This window comes from Microbacterium sp. NPDC055442 (genome assembly GCF_053644215.1).
Window position 1 is genome coordinate 85,349 of record NZ_JBSHLF010000007.1, and the last position, 15,928, is coordinate 101,276.

The following is a 15,928-nucleotide window of genomic DNA, read 5'->3' on the forward strand; positions in this document are numbered from 1 at the left end:
TCAGCTGGCGCTCCGATCGAGATCGCTGTAACCGATGATGCTGCCCAGGGAGGTGATCACGCTGCGGATCCGCTGGCGGTAGCTGTTCCGACTGGGTTTGATGTCCGGGCGCCCGACGGAGAACGTGGCCGCACCTTGCGGGTCGAAGGGCAGCACACCGAGTACCGGCAGCACGTTGGTGGTGAAGTCCGAGGCGGGCAGCTGCTCGGCGACCGCTTCGGTGAGCAGTACGAGGAACTTCTCGTCGTCGACCACACCGATCCGCTGGGCGAGGTCGGGGATCTCGAGGCGGCGGTACACGCGGTTCAGGTCGACCATGGTCGAGTGCGCGCAGATGAGGACCCGGTCGGCAGTGTCGATCAGTGGGAGGCGAACGTCGTCACGGCCGAGTCTGCCGAGATCGAGAATGACGTCGATGCCCGCTTCGGAGAGCGACCGCAGCAGCTCGGGCAGTCTGGCCCACAGTCCGCTGACGCCGTCAGCGATGCTCAGGTGGAAGAAGCCGGGGACGACCCACATCTTGTGTTGTGGAGGAAGTGCGGGGATCGGTGCCGCCTTGATGGGCGGCAGTTCGTGGACAGCGATCGCGAGGTAGCGGTCCGGGTCGAGGAGATCTTCGGGGGTGAGGATGCCACGGCTGTAGGCGAGTTGAACTTTCTCGATCCCACCGAGTTCGGGGAGCAGGTTGGACCGGAAGAAGCCGGGCATCGCGCTGGTGACCGCATTGGTGTCGGCTTCGATCACTACAACGGGTCGCGGCCAGTGCACGCCAAGAGCAAGAGCGGCCGTGCTCACACCGGGGGATCCGCTGATGCTGGTCAGGGCGATAACTGCCACGGTCAGTTCCCCGGGGCGAGGTAGATGGCGACGCCGCCAGCCGCGGCGAGGCTGGTCACGTTCGCGGCCGAGCGTGCGTCGACGTAGACGTCGACGACGACGGTGCCGGTGGTGTTCGCGGAGGTTCTCACTTGGGAGACGGTGGCCTGAACTGTGGTGGACGGATCGACCGTGGTCGGTAGTCCGGTGGCGGATTGGGTCGCGACGGGCACGATGACGATCTCATCGCCTCCGACCAGGGCTTGCGCGGGCAGCTGGCTGCTCTTGAGCTCGAGGCCGACGAGCGCCTGTCCGGAGGGGACGGGGAGGGTGGTTGTGAGGTCGCTCTCTGTGATCATCCCGCCGACGGCGATGTTGCCGGTGGCGATCTTGCCGATGACGTCGTTTGCTCGAGTGACGGGGATGGCCTGTGTGGTCTGCCCTGCGGCCAAGGCGATTGTGGTGAGGTCGTCGCGTTCGATCGTGTCGCCGCGGGCGATGGTGCTGGCGGCGACGAAGACCTGCTCGGTGTTGCTGGCCGTCGTGTACACGAAGGCGCCTCCGATGGCACCGAGAAGGATCAGCACGATGGCAGCGGCGAGCCAGATGCCAGAGCGTCGTGTGCGGACTGGTGGCACGGCCGCAGTGTCGGCGGAGCTCTGACCGCGGGAGCGGGACTTGTCCGCCTTCTTCTCAGCCGGAGCGGTGTCGGTTGCTGTGCTCACCGTCGTCCTTTCGTTTAGGTCGTCCTCTACCCACAAGGGGCGGGAGCGGGAACCGAGAGTCGACATATTGGCTGTGCCGAGCTCGCGCCCGCTGCCCCCCAGGAGCGAATTGCAGACAGCCTAACCCCGCCTTCGATCCCATCGAAAGCCGCTTGGCTTGAGGTGGGGAAAGCTATGTCGACCGAGAACAACAATCTGTCCCCCGAACGGGGGACAAGTCTGTTGTGAGCTTCTCGGGGTCGCCGGCAGGAGGGTGTGGCAGCAGAACCACGACGCACCGAGCACGCGGGTTCCTGTGACGCGCCCGCGGGTCGATCAGCTGCCAGTGATCAACGCGGTCATGATCTGGAGGCGTTGATCCACAGCTTCCCGGTTCACCCGCCAGATCAGGCGGTTGAATCCGGATGCCTTCCCGACGCGGGTCGGATCCATCTCGGGGATGAGGATGCCGGCGTCGACGAGGGGCTTGATGTGGAAGGTGAGAGTGCTGCGCGCGATGCCAAGCTGGTCCATGAGTTGGTCTGCGGTGACCTGACCGTCTCGATATGCGATGCGGATGATTCCGACCCGAGAGGACGATAGTCCAATCGTCTTGACCAGATCAGCGAGAAGGTCGGGGGAGTCTTCGGGCATGCTGGCCATTGTGCCAGCGGGGTGACGCTGCACTGCAGCTGCCGTGAGGGGATCACGCGTAAAAGTACGCGAAGTCCTCCGGGGTGGGGAGCGGTCGATCGGGGTAGAAGATGACGTTGTCGAGGTCTTCACTCATCGCTTCGTACTCGTCGGCGAATCGTTCGGGATTGTCGATCATGGAGGCGGGTGCGGAGGCGTACGTGAACGCGAGCTCCCAACGGCTCTCGTGCAGCGAGCTCATGGTCACAGTCCTTCCTGGACGGCGGTGGCGATGCGGGCGCGGATCCGGTCGGCGCGCTTGCGGAGGCAGGCTGTGGACAGCCCCAGCTCGCTGGCGATGTCGGCGTGCTTCTCATCGCTAAGGGCGGTGCGTGAGAGAAGCGCGAGCTCGTCCGTGGTGACGAGCTTGATGTCGAGGGCCCAGGTGAACAGGTTGGCGAGCTGCTCCTCCGGAGTGCGCTCCGGCTCCTGCCAAGCGCCGGCTTCGATCTCCAGAACGTCCGCGGCCATCGGTGCCGTCTTGTCGGCGATGAGCCGGTCGTTGGCGGTCTTCTCCGGGGCGAGGATGCCCAGCATGTTCATGGTCAGATTGGCCATCACTCGCGCGTGCAGGTGCAGCTTGTACTTCTGGATGGACTCCCATGCGGCGCCGATGGCGTAGCCGACGCGGTCGTGGCGATCGAAGTCGTCCAGTGATCGCACTCGGTGGGCCATGCGCTGCGCTGCGGGAATCAGAGACTGCAGGACGACGCGTTCAGCGGTGCGGTCCCCTTGGTGGGCCAGGGTGACGAGCTCGTAGAGCAGCGCGTCTTGGGCGGCACCTTTGGTGGTGCGGATCTGCTCGAGCAGGGCGCCGGCGGTGTGGAACCCGAGGCTGCCGAACTCGTACTCCTTCGCGGCGATCTGTGTGGTCCATTCGCTGTTGAGGCGGGTCATCAGCGGCGCCGGCCGCGTGCTGGTGATCGACATGGGGACTCCCGGGTTGACGGATGTGGTCCCACACGACGGTCCTCACGCGGCGTGTACCCCTGCGTGTATCCGGGGTGGTTGCGGCAGCGAGATCTCTGCGTGACTGCTGGTGCTGTTCCGCGTGTTTGCAGCGATCGCGGGCGTGTATCCCCGGCCGCAGAAAAAGTTCAGCGAGTTTGTCCACTTCGCCTCGCAGCGCCCACCCCTTGTAGGTGAGGGAGCCGTGACGCTCCCGCCGTAAACGACGAGGAGAGCGAGAGATGAGCTCAAGCGAGGGCCAGGACGATGCGGTCATCGGCGCCGAACTGCTGACACAGCTCGGGGAGAACGCGACCGTACTGGGCGTCTACGACGAGGGGCAGGACATCGCCCTGGACCTTCACGAGGGGCTCTTCTCGCCCACCACACACCAGCGGGCGTTGGCGTTCCTCAACTCGGACCGCTACCGCGACGCCGCGTCGAAGTTCCGCCGTCTGACCGGCTCTCCCGATACGGCTGAGGAGGCCTCATGAAAAAGCTTCGCAAGACTGCGGCGGCGTCCGCCGGCCCGGACGCCGCCGCTCCGATCGCCCAGACGACGGTCGAAGGTTCCAGTTGGTCGTACGGGAGGAGCCTGGGTCAGAAGGCCGTCACGGGTCTGCTGTACCTCGGCATCGCCTGCGGTGTGCTCGCGCTCGGAATGCAGCTGCTGCTGCCTCCCGCCAAACCTGCCGCAGCCGTCTCGACCGCCGAGGGCGGGCTGACGGTAGCCCAGCAGCAAGCCGGCGCCTACGCGACGGGCTTCGTCGGCGCCTGGCTCAGCGCGACACGACAGCAGCCCGGCACCCTCCTGGACTACATCGACGAGTCGACCACGTCGATGCTCAGTGAATCAGCGTGGGTCTACCGAGACCTCGGCGTCGTGTCCATCGACCCCGTCGACGAGACCGGCGTGGTCAGCGTGGTGGTGGCGGCCAATGTCGAGGAGTACGACATGACCTCCGACGACGGCCTGACGTTCTGGCCGCGCCGCTACTTCTCCGTTCCCGTTCGCATCGCCGACGCCGGCTTGGCCGTGGTGGCACTACCCACCCCGGTCGCCGCACCGCTCCGCGATTCCGCGAACGTGCAGATGCCGTACACCAAGACCGTTTCCCCCAACACGCCCGCCCGCGCGACGGTCGAAGCATTCCTGGCGGCCTACCTCGCCGGTTCCGGGGACATCACCCGAGTCATCTCCCCCGGTTCCACGATCAACGCCGTCCTTCCCGCCCCATACCAGGAGCTCAAAGTCACCGACGTCCGCAGCGACAAAGAGGCGTCCGAAACGCCCGCCGGCGGCGACGTCGTGCACGTGTTCGCGACCGCGGATGTGACCAGCGCCTCCGGTCAGCGGCTGACCACGACCTACGCACTCACGCTCACCGCGCGTGATGGCCGATGGGAGACGACAACCGTCGATCTCGCACCACAGGAGCGCTCCACCGGAGCAACCTCCAGCAAATCCACACCCACCCCGACCCCCTCGCGCTGAGCGGGTCTCCTGAAAGGAACAGCACTCATGGAATCTCTCTCCGACTGGCTCATCGGTCTCTTCGCATCGTGGACCACCGTCGCGCAGGTCGCTGTCGTCTTCCTCGCGATCGTCGTCGTCATCGGCGTCGCGATCATGACCAACCTCAAGTGGGGCAAGATCATCGTCACCGGCCTCGCGGCCGCGGTGGTCGTGATGCTCGTCAACGGCGGCATCCAGCTCTTCTCCGACCGCCTCAACACTGAGGTCAACGCCGCCCCGGCCATTCAGCTCACCTCCGACGAGGTGGGGGTCTGGGCGCTTCCGGAGCTCGCCGAACCGGCGGTGTAACCCGTGCCCCAGGAGACCGCCCGCTTCTACACGAAGTCCCGCCGATTCCCCAAGATGATCGGCCGGATGAACGACGGCTCGCGCATTCCCGGCGGCCCGTACACGCTCACCCAGGTAGGGGTGGGCGGTGCTGTGCTGCTGGCGATGTTCGCCACTCGCGGTCTGCTGTGGAGCACGGGCGAGATCCTCCTCGACATCCTGATGACAGCCGTTCTCGCGTTCGCTGTCACCTGGTTGGTGGGCCGGCTGCCGATGACCAGGCGCAATCTGCTGTTCGCGTTCCTGGACGCCGCGGCCGCGATGTTCAAGCCATTCGGGGGGAAGTACCAGGGGCAGGTGATCCGACTCGCTGCACCTCACGGCGCGGGAGGCGGCACGCGTGTGCTTCCCCCCGAACAGCCTGTATCGCTGGTCCCCCCTCCCGCGCCGGTGGGCGCCAACCTCCCGCCGTACCCGACGAAGACCCCGCGGCCCCGCCGCGACGTCTCCCTCACGCCGCCCGCGCCGATCACCACCCCGGCGCACCGACCCGCGACTGGCCTCGAGCGGCTGCTCACCCAGGTCAACTCCACCAACAGCTAGGAGCCGCTCATGCAGATCCCCGCCGCCGCCTTCGCCGGCAACCTCACCTGGACACGCACCGGCGTCATCTGGGCCACCTGGCGCCTGCAGGGACTCCCCCACGGTCTCGGCACCGACGAGATGGCCAGCCTTGTGCTGTCGCAGCATCAGGCGCTGTTCCAGTCGCTGCGGGGCGAAGCGCTCCTGCTCGGGTTCTGCGCCGCGACAGACCCGGTCGACATCGTCGACAAGATGCTCGCCGGCGTCGACGTTCGCGACGCGCCTGCCTGGGCCGAGGAGTGCGCCCTCACTCTCGACTCCCTCGAGGAGATCGCGCTTGGGGAGCGTGTCTACTGGCTGTCCATCCCACTCGCGGCAGGCAACTGGCGCACCCGGTCACGCGCAACATGGCGCGCCGGTTTCAACCAGTTCCGTGAACAACTCGCCCTGCCGCGCACCGCACCGACCAAGAGCGAAGTCGCCGCTGCCATGGCCGCGGCCGACCAGCTCGCACACCGCATCCCTGCTGGCTTCCAGGCCCGCCCTGCCACCATCGCCGAGCAGATCTGGATTGCGCTGCGCTCTCAGCACCGTGGTCTCGTTCTGGATGGCGCCGCGCCGGACGAGGCACCCGGGATCGACGAGGTGCCCGCTACGCAGCTGCCCACAGCAATGCCTCGCCCCTGGCTGGACGAGGGTGGCCAGTCTGATCTCTCCCCCGCGGAACTCAAGCGTTTCCTGCCGTTCAACCGCCGCTACCTCAAGGTGCAGAGCCCTCACTCCGAGGAACCCAGCTATCAGGTCATGCAAGCCGTCGTCGGCGGGCCCAAAGGCGGCTGGGTGATGCCAGGGGTCGAGTGGATCAGCCGTGTCGAGCAGTACGAGATCGACGTCGACTGGGCGATTCGCCTGACCGTGACCTCGGCCGAGGCCGTCAAGCGTCGCAACAAGCGCGCCGAGGAGCAGCTGATCGACCAGGTGCAGCAGCAGTCGGGGACCAACGCGATCACCGGAAGCGGAGCTGATCTCATCGAGATCGGCGAGACGCTCGCGGCGTATCACGCATCCCTCAACGTCTCCGACAAAGAGGTCGAGGTTGAAGGAACCGTCATCCTCTCCGTCGGCGGCCCCACGCCGGCGATTGCTCAAGCACGCGCCCGCTACGTCGCGGCCGACTACAAGGCAAGCGACTTCCTTCTGGAAACCCCTCTCGGCGGCCAAGAGGAGCTGTGGTGGGCGATGCAACCAGGCACCCCGACATCCCGGCTCGTGCGCGACCTGGCTCAGATCACCACCGGAAGGGAGTTCGCGTCCGGCCTTCCGATCGTCAGCTGCTCGCTGGGCGATGACCGCGGGATTCGCCTCGGCGACAACATCACCACCGGACGGCACACCCCGATCCTCATCGATCTGCACGGCAACATCCGCGCCGACTCGAGCGGATCCTTCGGTGTGGTGGCCGAGCTCGGCGCCGGAAAGAGCGTGCTGCTCAAGGCGATCGCCGGCGACGTCCTGGACCGCGGCGGCCGCATCGTCGCGATCGACCGCACCAACGCCCGTGAGTATGCCACCTTCGCACGCTCCCTCGCCTACGACCAGGACGACTCCACCGACGGCGGCAAGATCGTCCGAGTCGTGGACATCCTCGAGCCGGAATGGTCTCTTGACCCGCTGCGCGTCCTCGGACCCCGCAAAGGCGCCCGTATGGTGCAGTCTCTGTTCGCGCTCATGCTCAACGTCGACCCCGTCGAACCGCGCGGGGTGGAACTGTCCCGCCTTCTGGAGTCGGAGTACATGACCGAGCACAAGATCGTGAGCCTCGGATCGCTCATGACCCACCTCGGAACCCTCCCCGACAACACCATCGCCACCGAGCTGCTCCACCTCATCCGCGTCGTCGCCACCAAAGAGTTCGGAACGGTCCTGTTCGACGAGAACATCCCCGCCCTCGACCTCAACGCCGACGCGATCGTGTTCACCACCCGCGGCCTGCCGCTGCCCGACCGCGCGGAAGTGGAGAAGGAACACCTGTTCAAGCAGCTGCCGCTCGAGAAGAAGTTCGGGCGCGCCATGTACGCGGTCCTCACCCAACTGACCCGCGAGGCCTGCTTCATGGACATCTACCGGCTGGCCCTCGCCATCTTCGACGAAGCCCACCACATCACCGTCAGCCGCGATGGAGAAGCCGAGCTGCAGACCTTCTTCCGCGACGGCCGCAAGCACGGCGCAGCCGCAGGCGTCGGATCACACGACCCCGCCGACTTCGGCGACGAGGTGACCCGCGGTCTCATCAAGACCCGGTTCGTGATGCGACAGACCGACGAGAAGCTCGCCCGACGCGCCATCGAATGGCTGGGCCTCCCCGTCACCAACGAGACCGTCCGTGAGGTCACTCAGAACCTCAGCCCGATGGGCGCCGACCGGCAAGTCCCCACAGGCCGACGGGGTGAGGGCCTGATGCGCGACATCCGCGGCCGCTACGGCAAGTTCCGCAAGACCCTCCCTGCTCGACCCGACCGCCGTCAGGCAGTCATGTCCACGCCATCCTTCGCAGCGGAGACACCGTGATCACCTTCTACGCCACCTCGTTCCACACCCTCAGCAGCTGGGCGCTTCGGGCACGGGTCTGGGCGCACACCCACCCGTGGAAGGCACGCACGCTCGCCGTCCTCCTGCTGATCACGTACTTCACCGTCATCACTTCCCAAGCAGCACACGCCTCCTGGCTCCTCCCCGAAGGAACCACATTCACCGACACCCACGGCGTCCCCATCGAGGCGTACGCGACGATCAACGTGAATGCCGGCGACATCTGGACCCCCTGGAAGGTGATCGCCAACTTCGTCGTGCAGCTGGTCTGGATGGTGCAGTACTACCTCACCACCGCCATCATCTGGCTGTTCAGCTTCCTGCTGTCCTTCGAATGGGTCGGCTGGCTGGCCACCCCGTTCAACGCACTCGCTGTGTGGCTGCAGAGCGTGCTGTCCGGCGTCGGATGGATCCCATTCGCTCTCACCATCGCCGCGCTCGCCGGTGGCGCCGCGATTCTGTTCGGGAAGACCTCGGCCGGCGTGTGGGAGCTCGTCATCGCCCTGGTGATGTCAGTGCTCGCCGTGGGTGCGCTGGCCAACCCGGTGGCAACCCTCACCGCCACCGGCGGCATGCTCGAGAACGCGCAGGAGTGGGGTGGTTCACTGGCCGCGGCGATCGTGGTCGACGACACCCAGACCTCTGTCGATGTCGACACGATGTCGGCCGCCGTGAGCTCGCAGCTGGTCGACGTGTTCATCCGGGTCCCGCACCAGGTGATCTCCTACGGAATGGTGCTGCCCGACAACTGCCAAGAGCCGTACACCGCGGCGATGACCACGGCCGACCCGATCACCGGGTTCGTCTCCGGCAGCTACGCGGCGTTCTCCAACTGCCTGCCCGACTTCGCCAAGTCGGTGTCGGACAACCCCGGGGCGCTGAACATCATGTTCGCGTTCGTCAACAGCGGCGGCGTCACCACCCTGCTGATCTTCGCTCTGGCGATCGCCGCACTCCTGCTCGTGTCTGTCTTCTTTTTCCTCGTCGCCGCGGTGAAGTCGATGATCCTGGTCTACCTGGCGATTCTCCCGATCAACCGGGAGCCGTTGTGGCGGTCCATCAGCGACACGTTCATGGGACTGATCAGCCTGGTGGTGATGACCTGCCTGCTTTCGCTGTACCTCAAGTTGACGACCTGGATCATGACTGCCAGCGGTGGCATCCCCCACAACTTCCGGATGATCATCCTCTCGCTGCTGCTCATCATCATGGTGGTGCTCATTTGGCGGGCACGGAAGGCGACTCTCAAGGCCGGGCGTATGGCGGCCGGGCCCCTGAGCCGGCTCGGGCTGGGGATGAAGGGCAGCCCGCGGGACGCTAACGCGCTACTCAAGATGGGTGCCGTCACCAGCATGGCCAAGAACGCATATGACCTTCTCAAGCGTGATGGGTCCAAGTCGGTGCAGGCCTCTCCCACCCCCGCGGCGCTATCGGAACCTGACCCGATCCAGCTGCACCAGGTGCCCAACGCACCTCAGCCGCGGCCGCAACAGGCATCGCTGACAACGGGTGGCGGCCGCGGGAGTAGCGGATCCGGCGCAACGGTTCCCGATGGTGGCCCTCGCCCGCACGGGAGCGCGGGTGTGCGCAAGGCGATCGGCGCGGGCACCACGGTCGTCAACGTCGCCAAGGGCGCCGCGGCCGGTGGGGTTGCTGGAGCCGCCGGAGCCGCTGCGCTCGAGGCAGGGAAAGGTCTCGCCGGTCGCGCCGCGCGTGCAGCAGCGCAACGAGCGCAGCGCAACGACGTCGGCGAGCTCAAGGTCGTCACCGTCTCCGAAATGCCCAGCCGCATCCAGGTCGACAAGGACGGTGTCGCGACAGCTCGCCGTATGCCGACGATCGTCCACGACGTGTCTTCGCTGCCGCCCACTCCCGCGCAGGCGTCACCGCGCGCTCTCGAGCGCCGTCGACAGCTGGAAGCCTTCCGGCCGAAGGAACTGACCCGCCAATGAAGAAGCTGCTCCTCGTCGCCGCAGCCCTCGTCGTCGTGCTCGTCATCGGCGCCGGAGGCTTCGTCGTCGTCGCGCTGGGAGCGCTGTCCTCTTCTGCGGCCGCAGCCGGCAGCTCAACCGGATGTCTCCCCTCCACAGCCGGCGCCGTTGGCCCAGCCCCGACAGGAGCACCCACTGGCGCACCGCCCGCCCCAAGACCCGTCGCCTCTGCAGCTACCGCTTCCACACCCGCCGCGGCGCCGGAGACGTTGGAGATCCCCCGCGGAGACAGCACGGTCACCCTCCAGAGTAAGCAGCTGACGATCGCCACCTCGATCATCACCGTCGGCCGGCAACTGGGCGTCTCCGACCAGGGCATCAAAGTCGCGCTGATGACAGCGCTGCAGGAATCCGTGCTGCGCATGTACGCGAACTCCACCGTCCCCGAGTCGCTCAACTACGACCACGACGCCGTCGGCAGCGACCACGACAGCCTCAACCCCTTCCAGCAGCGCGCCGGCTGGGGAACCGTCGCCGAGCGGATGAACCTGGACTATTCCATCCGCGCCTTCTTCGGCGGCAAGGACGGCCCCAACGGCGGTTCACCCCGCGGCCTGCTCGATATCCCCGGGTGGGAAGCCATGACACCCGGCGTCGCCGCCCAGACCGTGCAGATCAGCGCCTACCCCGACGCGTACGACAAGTGGGAAGCCGGCGCAGAGCTCCTGATCACCCAGCTCGGCGGTGGGATCAGCTCCGGCTGCGGCACGGGCACGATCATCGGCGAAATGGCGCTGCCCCTGGACCAGCCCTACCAAATGACCAGCGGCTACGGGCCCCGAGACATCGACGTACCCGGCGCCTCCACCTGGCACGCTGCGCTCGACCTGCAGAACTGGCCCGGCAACTGCGGCGCGCCCGTCTACGCGATCCTCCCCGGCGAAGTAGTTCTCTCCAGCGCCCTGTGGCTATCCGTCAAGCACCCCGACGGCTTCGTCGTGTCCTACCTGCACATGTACAAGTCCGACCGCCTCGTCGACGTCGGAGACCAAGTGACCGCAGGGCAGCAGATCGGGAAGGTCGGCAACGTGCCCCCGAGCGGCGGCTGCCACCTGGACCTGCGCATCAACGTCGCCAACAACACCAACGCCGAAGTCGCCAAGCTCACCCTCTCCCAGAACGAAACACGCATGCGCTCAGCGACCCTCCCCGAGCACCAGAACTTCGTCGACCCCGAGCAGTTCATGCAGCTGTGGAGCGTCGATGTATGCCCCACCGACTGGTGCCGACGGCTCTAACCGCAGCGCGGATTTGTCGACTCGACCATCGCAAACCAACCCCTTATGGAGTGAACGCGTACCAACGCAGGAGGACTCATGAACACCGACGACGACCGCACCATGCTGATCCTCACCCTGCCGATCCTTGCGCTCCTACTGGGCCCCGGACTGCTCGCCTCCTTCCTCCCCGACGTGCGCGCCCTGCTCCTCGAAGCCCACCTCCTCGTCGACGAGAACGTCGTCATCCCGATCGCAGACGGAATCGGGCTCGACACGGCAAGGATCGTCATCCTCGGAGGTCTCCTCGTCGCACTGCTGACCCTGGGCGCCCTCGGAATCAAACGGCTCCACGCACGCCGCGACGAAAAGGCGACCCGCTGATGTCCGTCCGCGCCACAACCGCCGCACTCCCCCGCAGCAACCCGCCAATCCTCGCCGTCGGCGCACTCCTGACCGGCATGCTGCTGGCAATCGGAGCCGGCATGCTCCTCGAACTGCCCATCTTCACCCTGATCCTCGTCGGCATCATCACGGTCGCGCTCACCGCGGCTGTCATCGCCACTCACATTCGCTCTTCCCGTCGTCAGGAATCCCTGGACCTGTGCCTGATGCGCCTCTACGGGACCCTGGGATGGCCCGCTCCGGCACGGGAACAGCTGACCGCTACACGGTGGCGTGGTGGATGGTTCGGCAAGCCCACGCGTCTCCTGGTGCGTTACAACCCCATCGCCGACGAGTCCTTCCCCGAGATTCTGGGAGAGACCAAGCGCATCGTTGAACGCGCCTTCGACTCTCGATACAAGCTCGGCAAGCACAAGCCCCGCAAAGGGTGGTTCCAACTCGCGCTGAACACCGAAGAGGCCGACACCAGCAAGGACGCGCAGATCGAGCGTGTGCACACCGTGATCGCGAAGACCTTCGGCGGGGACGCCAAGGCGTCAACGAAGTTCGTGGACGACAAGCTGCGCGAGATCACCGTCCGCTACGAAGTGACGCCGAGGCTGTCCTCGAGCGCGCTGCGCGGCCGCATCGAGTCGCAGATCTCCTCGGTGCTCGACGGCCGCTGGCGGGCATTCTGGGATCTGCAGAACGACACCGTCCGCCTCGAGGTGCGTCCCGACATGTCGGGCGTGATCTTCAACCCGAACCGCGCCCCCGCCGCGGTCGATCCGCTCGCCAGCTACGACGACCTCAAAGTCCCGTTCGCCGTCGACGAGGACGGCAACACGATCTACTGGCGTCCCAAGCGTGACCCGCACGGCCTTATCACGGGAAAGACCGGCGCCGGCAAGACGGTCGCCATGCTGGGCATCATCCAGTTTCTCGCCGCGCAGGGGTGGGAGATCTGGGGCATCGACGGCAAGCGCATCGAGCTGCTCGGTCTGCGCTCCTGGCCGAACGTGCGGATCATCGCCGGACGCATCGACCACCAGGCGCGCGTCGCACACGAGGTGTTCCGCACCATGCAGCAGCGCTTCGAGGACTACGAGAGCGGACGGATGCGCCTCGAGGACTTCACCCCCGTCCTGTTCCCCATCGACGAGTTCAAGACCTTCAAGAACGCCGTCACCCGCTGGTACCGCACCGTCAAACCCAAGGGCCCCGGCACACAGCCGCCCGTGCTCGAGGAAATCAGCGACTTCATGTCCCTGGCCCGCAAGGTGCGAATGCACGCGCTGCTCGGTCTCCAGCGCCCTGACGCCGAGTTCCTGACCGGCGACATGCGCGACAACTTCGGCTTCCGCGCATCCTTCGGACGCCTCTCCCCCGACGGCGCACAGATGATGTGGAACTCCTACTCGACCGGCGTCACCGTTCCCGTGAACGCCAAGGGCCGCGGCATCGCCTACGACGACCACGGCACCCCCGTCGAGATCCAGGCCTACTGGACGCCCGACCCCTACCAGACCGAACCCGAACACCCTGAGAACTGGGTCTTTCCCGACGACCTCAAACTCGTCCAGCAGATCACACCGAAGCACACCATCCACCAGCTGATGGCGATCGTCGACCCGGAAGACCAAGCCGACCTCGACGGCACGGGCACCGACGGGGTGCCCGATTACAACGACTACATGGCGGCTCGGATCGTCACAGCCGACCGCATCGACGAACTTCAGCACAAAGCGCGCGGACTCATCACCGGCCTCGAAGACGACAACCGTGTCGCCGAGCTGGACCGAATCCAGCGTGAAGAAGCAGAGCCCGAGCTCGACGACGCCGAAGAACTGTTCGCCGGCTACACCCAGCCCGACGAGCTCGTCGTGGAAGAAGTCCTCACCGACGACGGCACGCTCGCCCGCGAAGGCATGCTCGCCCTCGTCGACCCCGACACCAACACCTGGGGACTCGTCGAAACAGCCGAGTACGACGAGTTCGACGAGGGATACATCGCCTTCACCTACCGCGACTTCGAAACCGGCGAACCAGGCACGCTCTCGCTGCCCTCTGACGGCGCCATCACCGTGCGTAGCCCCGGTGCATAATCGTGCTGCTCTTCATGTCCCGAGATGTAGACACGCACTCGAATGTCTTCCATGTGCGTGTGCACATGTGGTTTAGTGGCGCGCATGGCACGTATTCAGCGGCGACGTGGGGCGCTGCTCGACCCGGTCCAGCCCAGCTGGCGCATCGAGCGTCAGACGAAAGTGCGCGCCGACGCTATCGCAGCGCGAGTGGGCATCTCGACCTCCGAGTTCGTCGACGAGCTCGTGGCCCACATCGAGTTGACGGACCAGGGCATTCCCGTTTGGATGCCCGAACTTCCACGGGATGGGGAGCTGCCTATCGATACGGCATAAAACGACGGACCCCCCGCCGAAGCGAGGGGTCCTGGTGTCAATGGTCTCGGTCTGAGCGTCGCCAAACAAATCAGTCCGAGTTAGTCCTCAAGAGTTCAGGCCTGCCAGCCAGATCTCTTGTGTATGTCACCCGGGAAGCAACCCGGGGTCTTGTCACGCCTACCGAGGAGGTAGAGGAGGTGGCCTCATCGTAACCGTTAATGCTGGGATTAGCGAGCTTCGCCACGCGAAATCTGCAAGCAGTTTGCAAGAAAAATGCAAGCAGATTTCGCCTGTGGATGCCGGAGTAGCAGGCCTTTCATCCGATCGAAAGCCGCAGTCTGGCTCGCAGCGTTCGGGATCGTGGTCGCTAACTCCTGCTGACGGCGCCTATGCGGCACTGCCGGCGTGGACTTCTGCACGCGCCTGGATGGCGCTCGTCGAGCGCGTCCTGGGCTCTGAGCGGGCTGCGCAGCTCCGCGGAAAGAAGATCTCCGTTGGGAGTGCGATCCTCGTCGCCCGCGCCGACATGGCCGCGGCCGACGTGCGCACCGGCCGCGGCGTCAGCACCTCGCACGAGACGGTCGCGAAGCGCCTGGGTATGAGCAAGCGCACCGTCGGCGAAGCTCGGCGTCTGCTCGAGAAGCTCGGCCTCGCCGTCACGGTCGTCATGGGCCGGCACCTCTCCCCCGCCGAGCGCAGCCAGGCCAAGAGGCTGCACGGGAGATATCAGGAAGCTGCCGCATCGGTGCGCGCTCTCGTCATGCCTCGCCCCACCAGCCCTGTGGATACTTGCCACCTACCTCGCAGAGGTTCAGTTCTTAAGACATCTCCTGTTCAAAAATGGTCACCAACGCGCGCAGGAGCGCGCGAGACGGCCGCTTCGCGGCCAAAGCCGAGACGAAGAAGTACACGCCGGGTCCCCCCGGCGACATCGCCTCGCCCTATCGAAGTTCAGCGATTCACCTGGGCCGTCGCCCGCAACTACGGCCTGGACGCCGGAGGACCACCCACAGCCACCGGTGCACTGCACGGCGGCCGCCACATCGGCCAGCTGAGCAACATCCTGCAGCGCTACGACGTCACGCCCGACAGGTACACCCTCGCCACGCTCCGCGCAGAGCTCGACGAGGCGATGGCGGCCGCGAAAATCCTCCCGCTCGAGAACGGGCAAAAGCGCGACCGTCTCGCGCACTTCGCCTGGATGCTGTCCAAGCTCCAGACATTCACTCGAGGCGAGACACGCCTGCAGCGGCAACTCAGAGAGCACGCAGATCGCCTCACGAAGCGACACTCCGACCTTGAGGCGGCACGACAAGCCGAAAGGGAGCGGCAGCGCCTGCTGGAGGAGGATCAAAGCGCTCGTGAAGCGATCATCGAACAGCTCCGCCGTCACAGCCTGAGGAGGCAGCCAGCAAGCGCAGCACAGCGGGCAGCCGCTGCGAAGGCGCTCGTGATGGCGCTCATCGGCCACGAGCGGGCCCTCTACGCCATGCCAGTGCGAACGCAGCAGCTGGTGGGCGAGATCTCCGCTCTCGATAAGTGCCTGACCATGCACGGATGGCACCCAGAGCACGACGTCGCAGCTGGGGCTGCGCGGTGGCGTGACAGCGACAACGGCGAAGAACTCGTCGTCGCCCTTGTCGACGGCGCTGAGGACGCCGCTCGAGTTCGCGTCGTGTTCCCCCACCGGGCGCCGCTGCCGTCCGCAGTGAGCGACATCGTGGGGCACCTCGCGTCATCGGGCAATGACGGAAAAAACGGCAACGACGCTAATAACGCCAATAACGGATAAGACGTG

The 15,928-nt window shown here is 66.0% G+C and carries 16 protein-coding genes; 11 read left to right on the forward strand and 5 right to left on the reverse strand.

Annotated features, from left to right (window positions below; all coding sequences use genetic code 11):
* The 5 genes from ACWIBS_RS14740 to ACWIBS_RS14760 form a co-directional block, all read right to left on the reverse strand.
* On the reverse strand, positions 1 to 744 hold the full coding sequence (locus tag ACWIBS_RS14740) for a hypothetical protein (protein WP_376127336.1): 744 nt from the start codon (positions 742 to 744) through the stop codon (positions 1 to 3).
* A gap of 95 nt (positions 745 to 839) precedes the next feature.
* On the reverse strand, positions 840 to 1,541 hold the full coding sequence (locus tag ACWIBS_RS14745; RefSeq protein ID WP_376127334.1) for an SAF domain-containing protein: 702 nt from the start codon (positions 1,539 to 1,541) through the stop codon (positions 840 to 842).
* 315 nt (positions 1,542 to 1,856) lie between these two features.
* A complete protein-coding gene (locus ACWIBS_RS14750; protein WP_376127332.1) occupies positions 1,857 to 2,174 on the reverse strand; it encodes an ArsR/SmtB family transcription factor in 318 nt (105 codons plus the stop codon).
* 52 nt (positions 2,175 to 2,226) lie between these two features.
* Positions 2,227 to 2,415, reverse strand: coding sequence for a hypothetical protein (locus tag ACWIBS_RS14755; protein ID WP_376127330.1), 189 nt, complete (start codon positions 2,413 to 2,415; stop codon positions 2,227 to 2,229).
* A gap of 2 nt (positions 2,416 to 2,417) precedes the next feature.
* Entirely contained in the window at positions 2,418 to 3,143 is a 726-nt protein-coding gene (locus ACWIBS_RS14760; RefSeq protein ID WP_376127328.1) for a hypothetical protein, read from the reverse strand.
* Positions 3,144 to 3,403: 260 nt separating this feature from the next.
* Between ACWIBS_RS14760 and ACWIBS_RS14765 the strand changes: the two genes are divergently transcribed.
* From ACWIBS_RS14765 to ACWIBS_RS14815, 11 genes are all read left to right on the forward strand, one after another.
* Positions 3,404 to 3,655 (forward strand): hypothetical protein, encoded by a 252-nt coding sequence (locus tag ACWIBS_RS14765; RefSeq protein WP_071044835.1) that lies wholly within the window; start codon positions 3,404 to 3,406, stop codon positions 3,653 to 3,655.
* On the forward strand, positions 3,652 to 4,656 hold the full coding sequence (locus ACWIBS_RS14770; RefSeq protein WP_376127326.1) for a conjugal transfer protein: 1,005 nt from the start codon (positions 3,652 to 3,654) through the stop codon (positions 4,654 to 4,656). Before ACWIBS_RS14765 ends, ACWIBS_RS14770 begins: the two co-directional genes overlap by 4 nt.
* 27 nt (positions 4,657 to 4,683) lie before the next feature.
* Complete coding sequence (locus ACWIBS_RS14775; RefSeq protein WP_376127324.1) at positions 4,684 to 4,986, forward strand: hypothetical protein; 303 nt, start codon at positions 4,684 to 4,686, stop codon at positions 4,984 to 4,986.
* Positions 4,987 to 4,989: 3 nt separating this feature from the next.
* A complete protein-coding gene (locus ACWIBS_RS14780; protein WP_376127322.1) occupies positions 4,990 to 5,568 on the forward strand; it encodes a hypothetical protein in 579 nt (192 codons plus the stop codon).
* A 9-nt stretch (positions 5,569 to 5,577) separates the two neighbouring features.
* Positions 5,578 to 8,115 (forward strand): ATP-binding protein, encoded by a 2,538-nt coding sequence (locus ACWIBS_RS14785; RefSeq protein ID WP_376127320.1) that lies wholly within the window; start codon positions 5,578 to 5,580, stop codon positions 8,113 to 8,115.
* Positions 8,112 to 10,088, forward strand: coding sequence for a hypothetical protein (locus ACWIBS_RS14790; protein ID WP_376127318.1), 1,977 nt, complete (start codon positions 8,112 to 8,114; stop codon positions 10,086 to 10,088). The genes ACWIBS_RS14785 and ACWIBS_RS14790 overlap by 4 nt, the downstream gene beginning before the upstream one ends.
* The gene (locus ACWIBS_RS14795; RefSeq protein WP_376127317.1) at positions 10,085 to 11,365 is read left to right on the forward strand and encodes a M23 family metallopeptidase; all 1,281 of its coding nucleotides are present in this window, start codon (positions 10,085 to 10,087) and stop codon (positions 11,363 to 11,365) included. Before ACWIBS_RS14790 ends, ACWIBS_RS14795 begins: the two co-directional genes overlap by 4 nt.
* A gap of 78 nt (positions 11,366 to 11,443) precedes the next feature.
* A complete protein-coding gene (locus tag ACWIBS_RS14800) occupies positions 11,444 to 11,728 on the forward strand; it encodes a hypothetical protein (protein WP_376127315.1) in 285 nt (94 codons plus the stop codon).
* The gene (locus ACWIBS_RS14805; protein WP_376127313.1) at positions 11,728 to 13,833 is read left to right on the forward strand and encodes an FtsK/SpoIIIE domain-containing protein; all 2,106 of its coding nucleotides are present in this window, start codon (positions 11,728 to 11,730) and stop codon (positions 13,831 to 13,833) included. Before ACWIBS_RS14800 ends, ACWIBS_RS14805 begins: the two co-directional genes overlap by 1 nt.
* Before the next feature lie 84 nt (positions 13,834 to 13,917).
* Complete coding sequence (locus ACWIBS_RS14810) at positions 13,918 to 14,148, forward strand: type II toxin-antitoxin system RelB/DinJ family antitoxin (RefSeq protein WP_071044894.1); 231 nt, start codon at positions 13,918 to 13,920, stop codon at positions 14,146 to 14,148.
* Between the two features lie 409 nt (positions 14,149 to 14,557).
* The gene (locus ACWIBS_RS14815) at positions 14,558 to 15,922 is read left to right on the forward strand and encodes a hypothetical protein (RefSeq protein WP_376127310.1); all 1,365 of its coding nucleotides are present in this window, start codon (positions 14,558 to 14,560) and stop codon (positions 15,920 to 15,922) included.
* Positions 15,923 to 15,928 lie beyond the last annotated feature (6 nt).

Excerpts from the sequence above, each read along its gene's own strand:
- ACWIBS_RS14750 (WP_376127332.1), bottom strand. The coding sequence starts at position 2,174 with ATGCCCGAAGACTCCCCCGACCTTCTCGCTGATCTGGTCAAGACGATT.
- ACWIBS_RS14755 (WP_376127330.1), bottom strand. The coding sequence starts at position 2,415 with ATGAGCTCGCTGCACGAGAGCCGTTGGGAGCTCGCGTTCACGTACGCC.
- ACWIBS_RS14760 (WP_376127328.1), bottom strand. The coding sequence starts at position 3,143 with ATGTCGATCACCAGCACGCGGCCGGCGCCGCTGATGACCCGCCTCAAC.
- ACWIBS_RS14765 (WP_071044835.1), top strand. The coding sequence starts at position 3,404 with ATGAGCTCAAGCGAGGGCCAGGACGATGCGGTCATCGGCGCCGAACTG.
- ACWIBS_RS14770 (WP_376127326.1), top strand. The coding sequence starts at position 3,652 with ATGAAAAAGCTTCGCAAGACTGCGGCGGCGTCCGCCGGCCCGGACGCC.
- ACWIBS_RS14775 (WP_376127324.1), top strand. The coding sequence starts at position 4,684 with ATGGAATCTCTCTCCGACTGGCTCATCGGTCTCTTCGCATCGTGGACC.
- ACWIBS_RS14785 (WP_376127320.1), top strand. The coding sequence starts at position 5,578 with ATGCAGATCCCCGCCGCCGCCTTCGCCGGCAACCTCACCTGGACACGC.
- ACWIBS_RS14795 (WP_376127317.1), top strand. The coding sequence starts at position 10,085 with ATGAAGAAGCTGCTCCTCGTCGCCGCAGCCCTCGTCGTCGTGCTCGTC.
- ACWIBS_RS14800 (WP_376127315.1), top strand. The coding sequence starts at position 11,444 with ATGAACACCGACGACGACCGCACCATGCTGATCCTCACCCTGCCGATC.
- ACWIBS_RS14805 (WP_376127313.1), top strand. The coding sequence starts at position 11,728 with ATGTCCGTCCGCGCCACAACCGCCGCACTCCCCCGCAGCAACCCGCCA.
- ACWIBS_RS14810 (WP_071044894.1), top strand. The coding sequence starts at position 13,918 with ATGGCACGTATTCAGCGGCGACGTGGGGCGCTGCTCGACCCGGTCCAG.
- ACWIBS_RS14815 (WP_376127310.1), top strand. The coding sequence starts at position 14,558 with ATGGCGCTCGTCGAGCGCGTCCTGGGCTCTGAGCGGGCTGCGCAGCTC.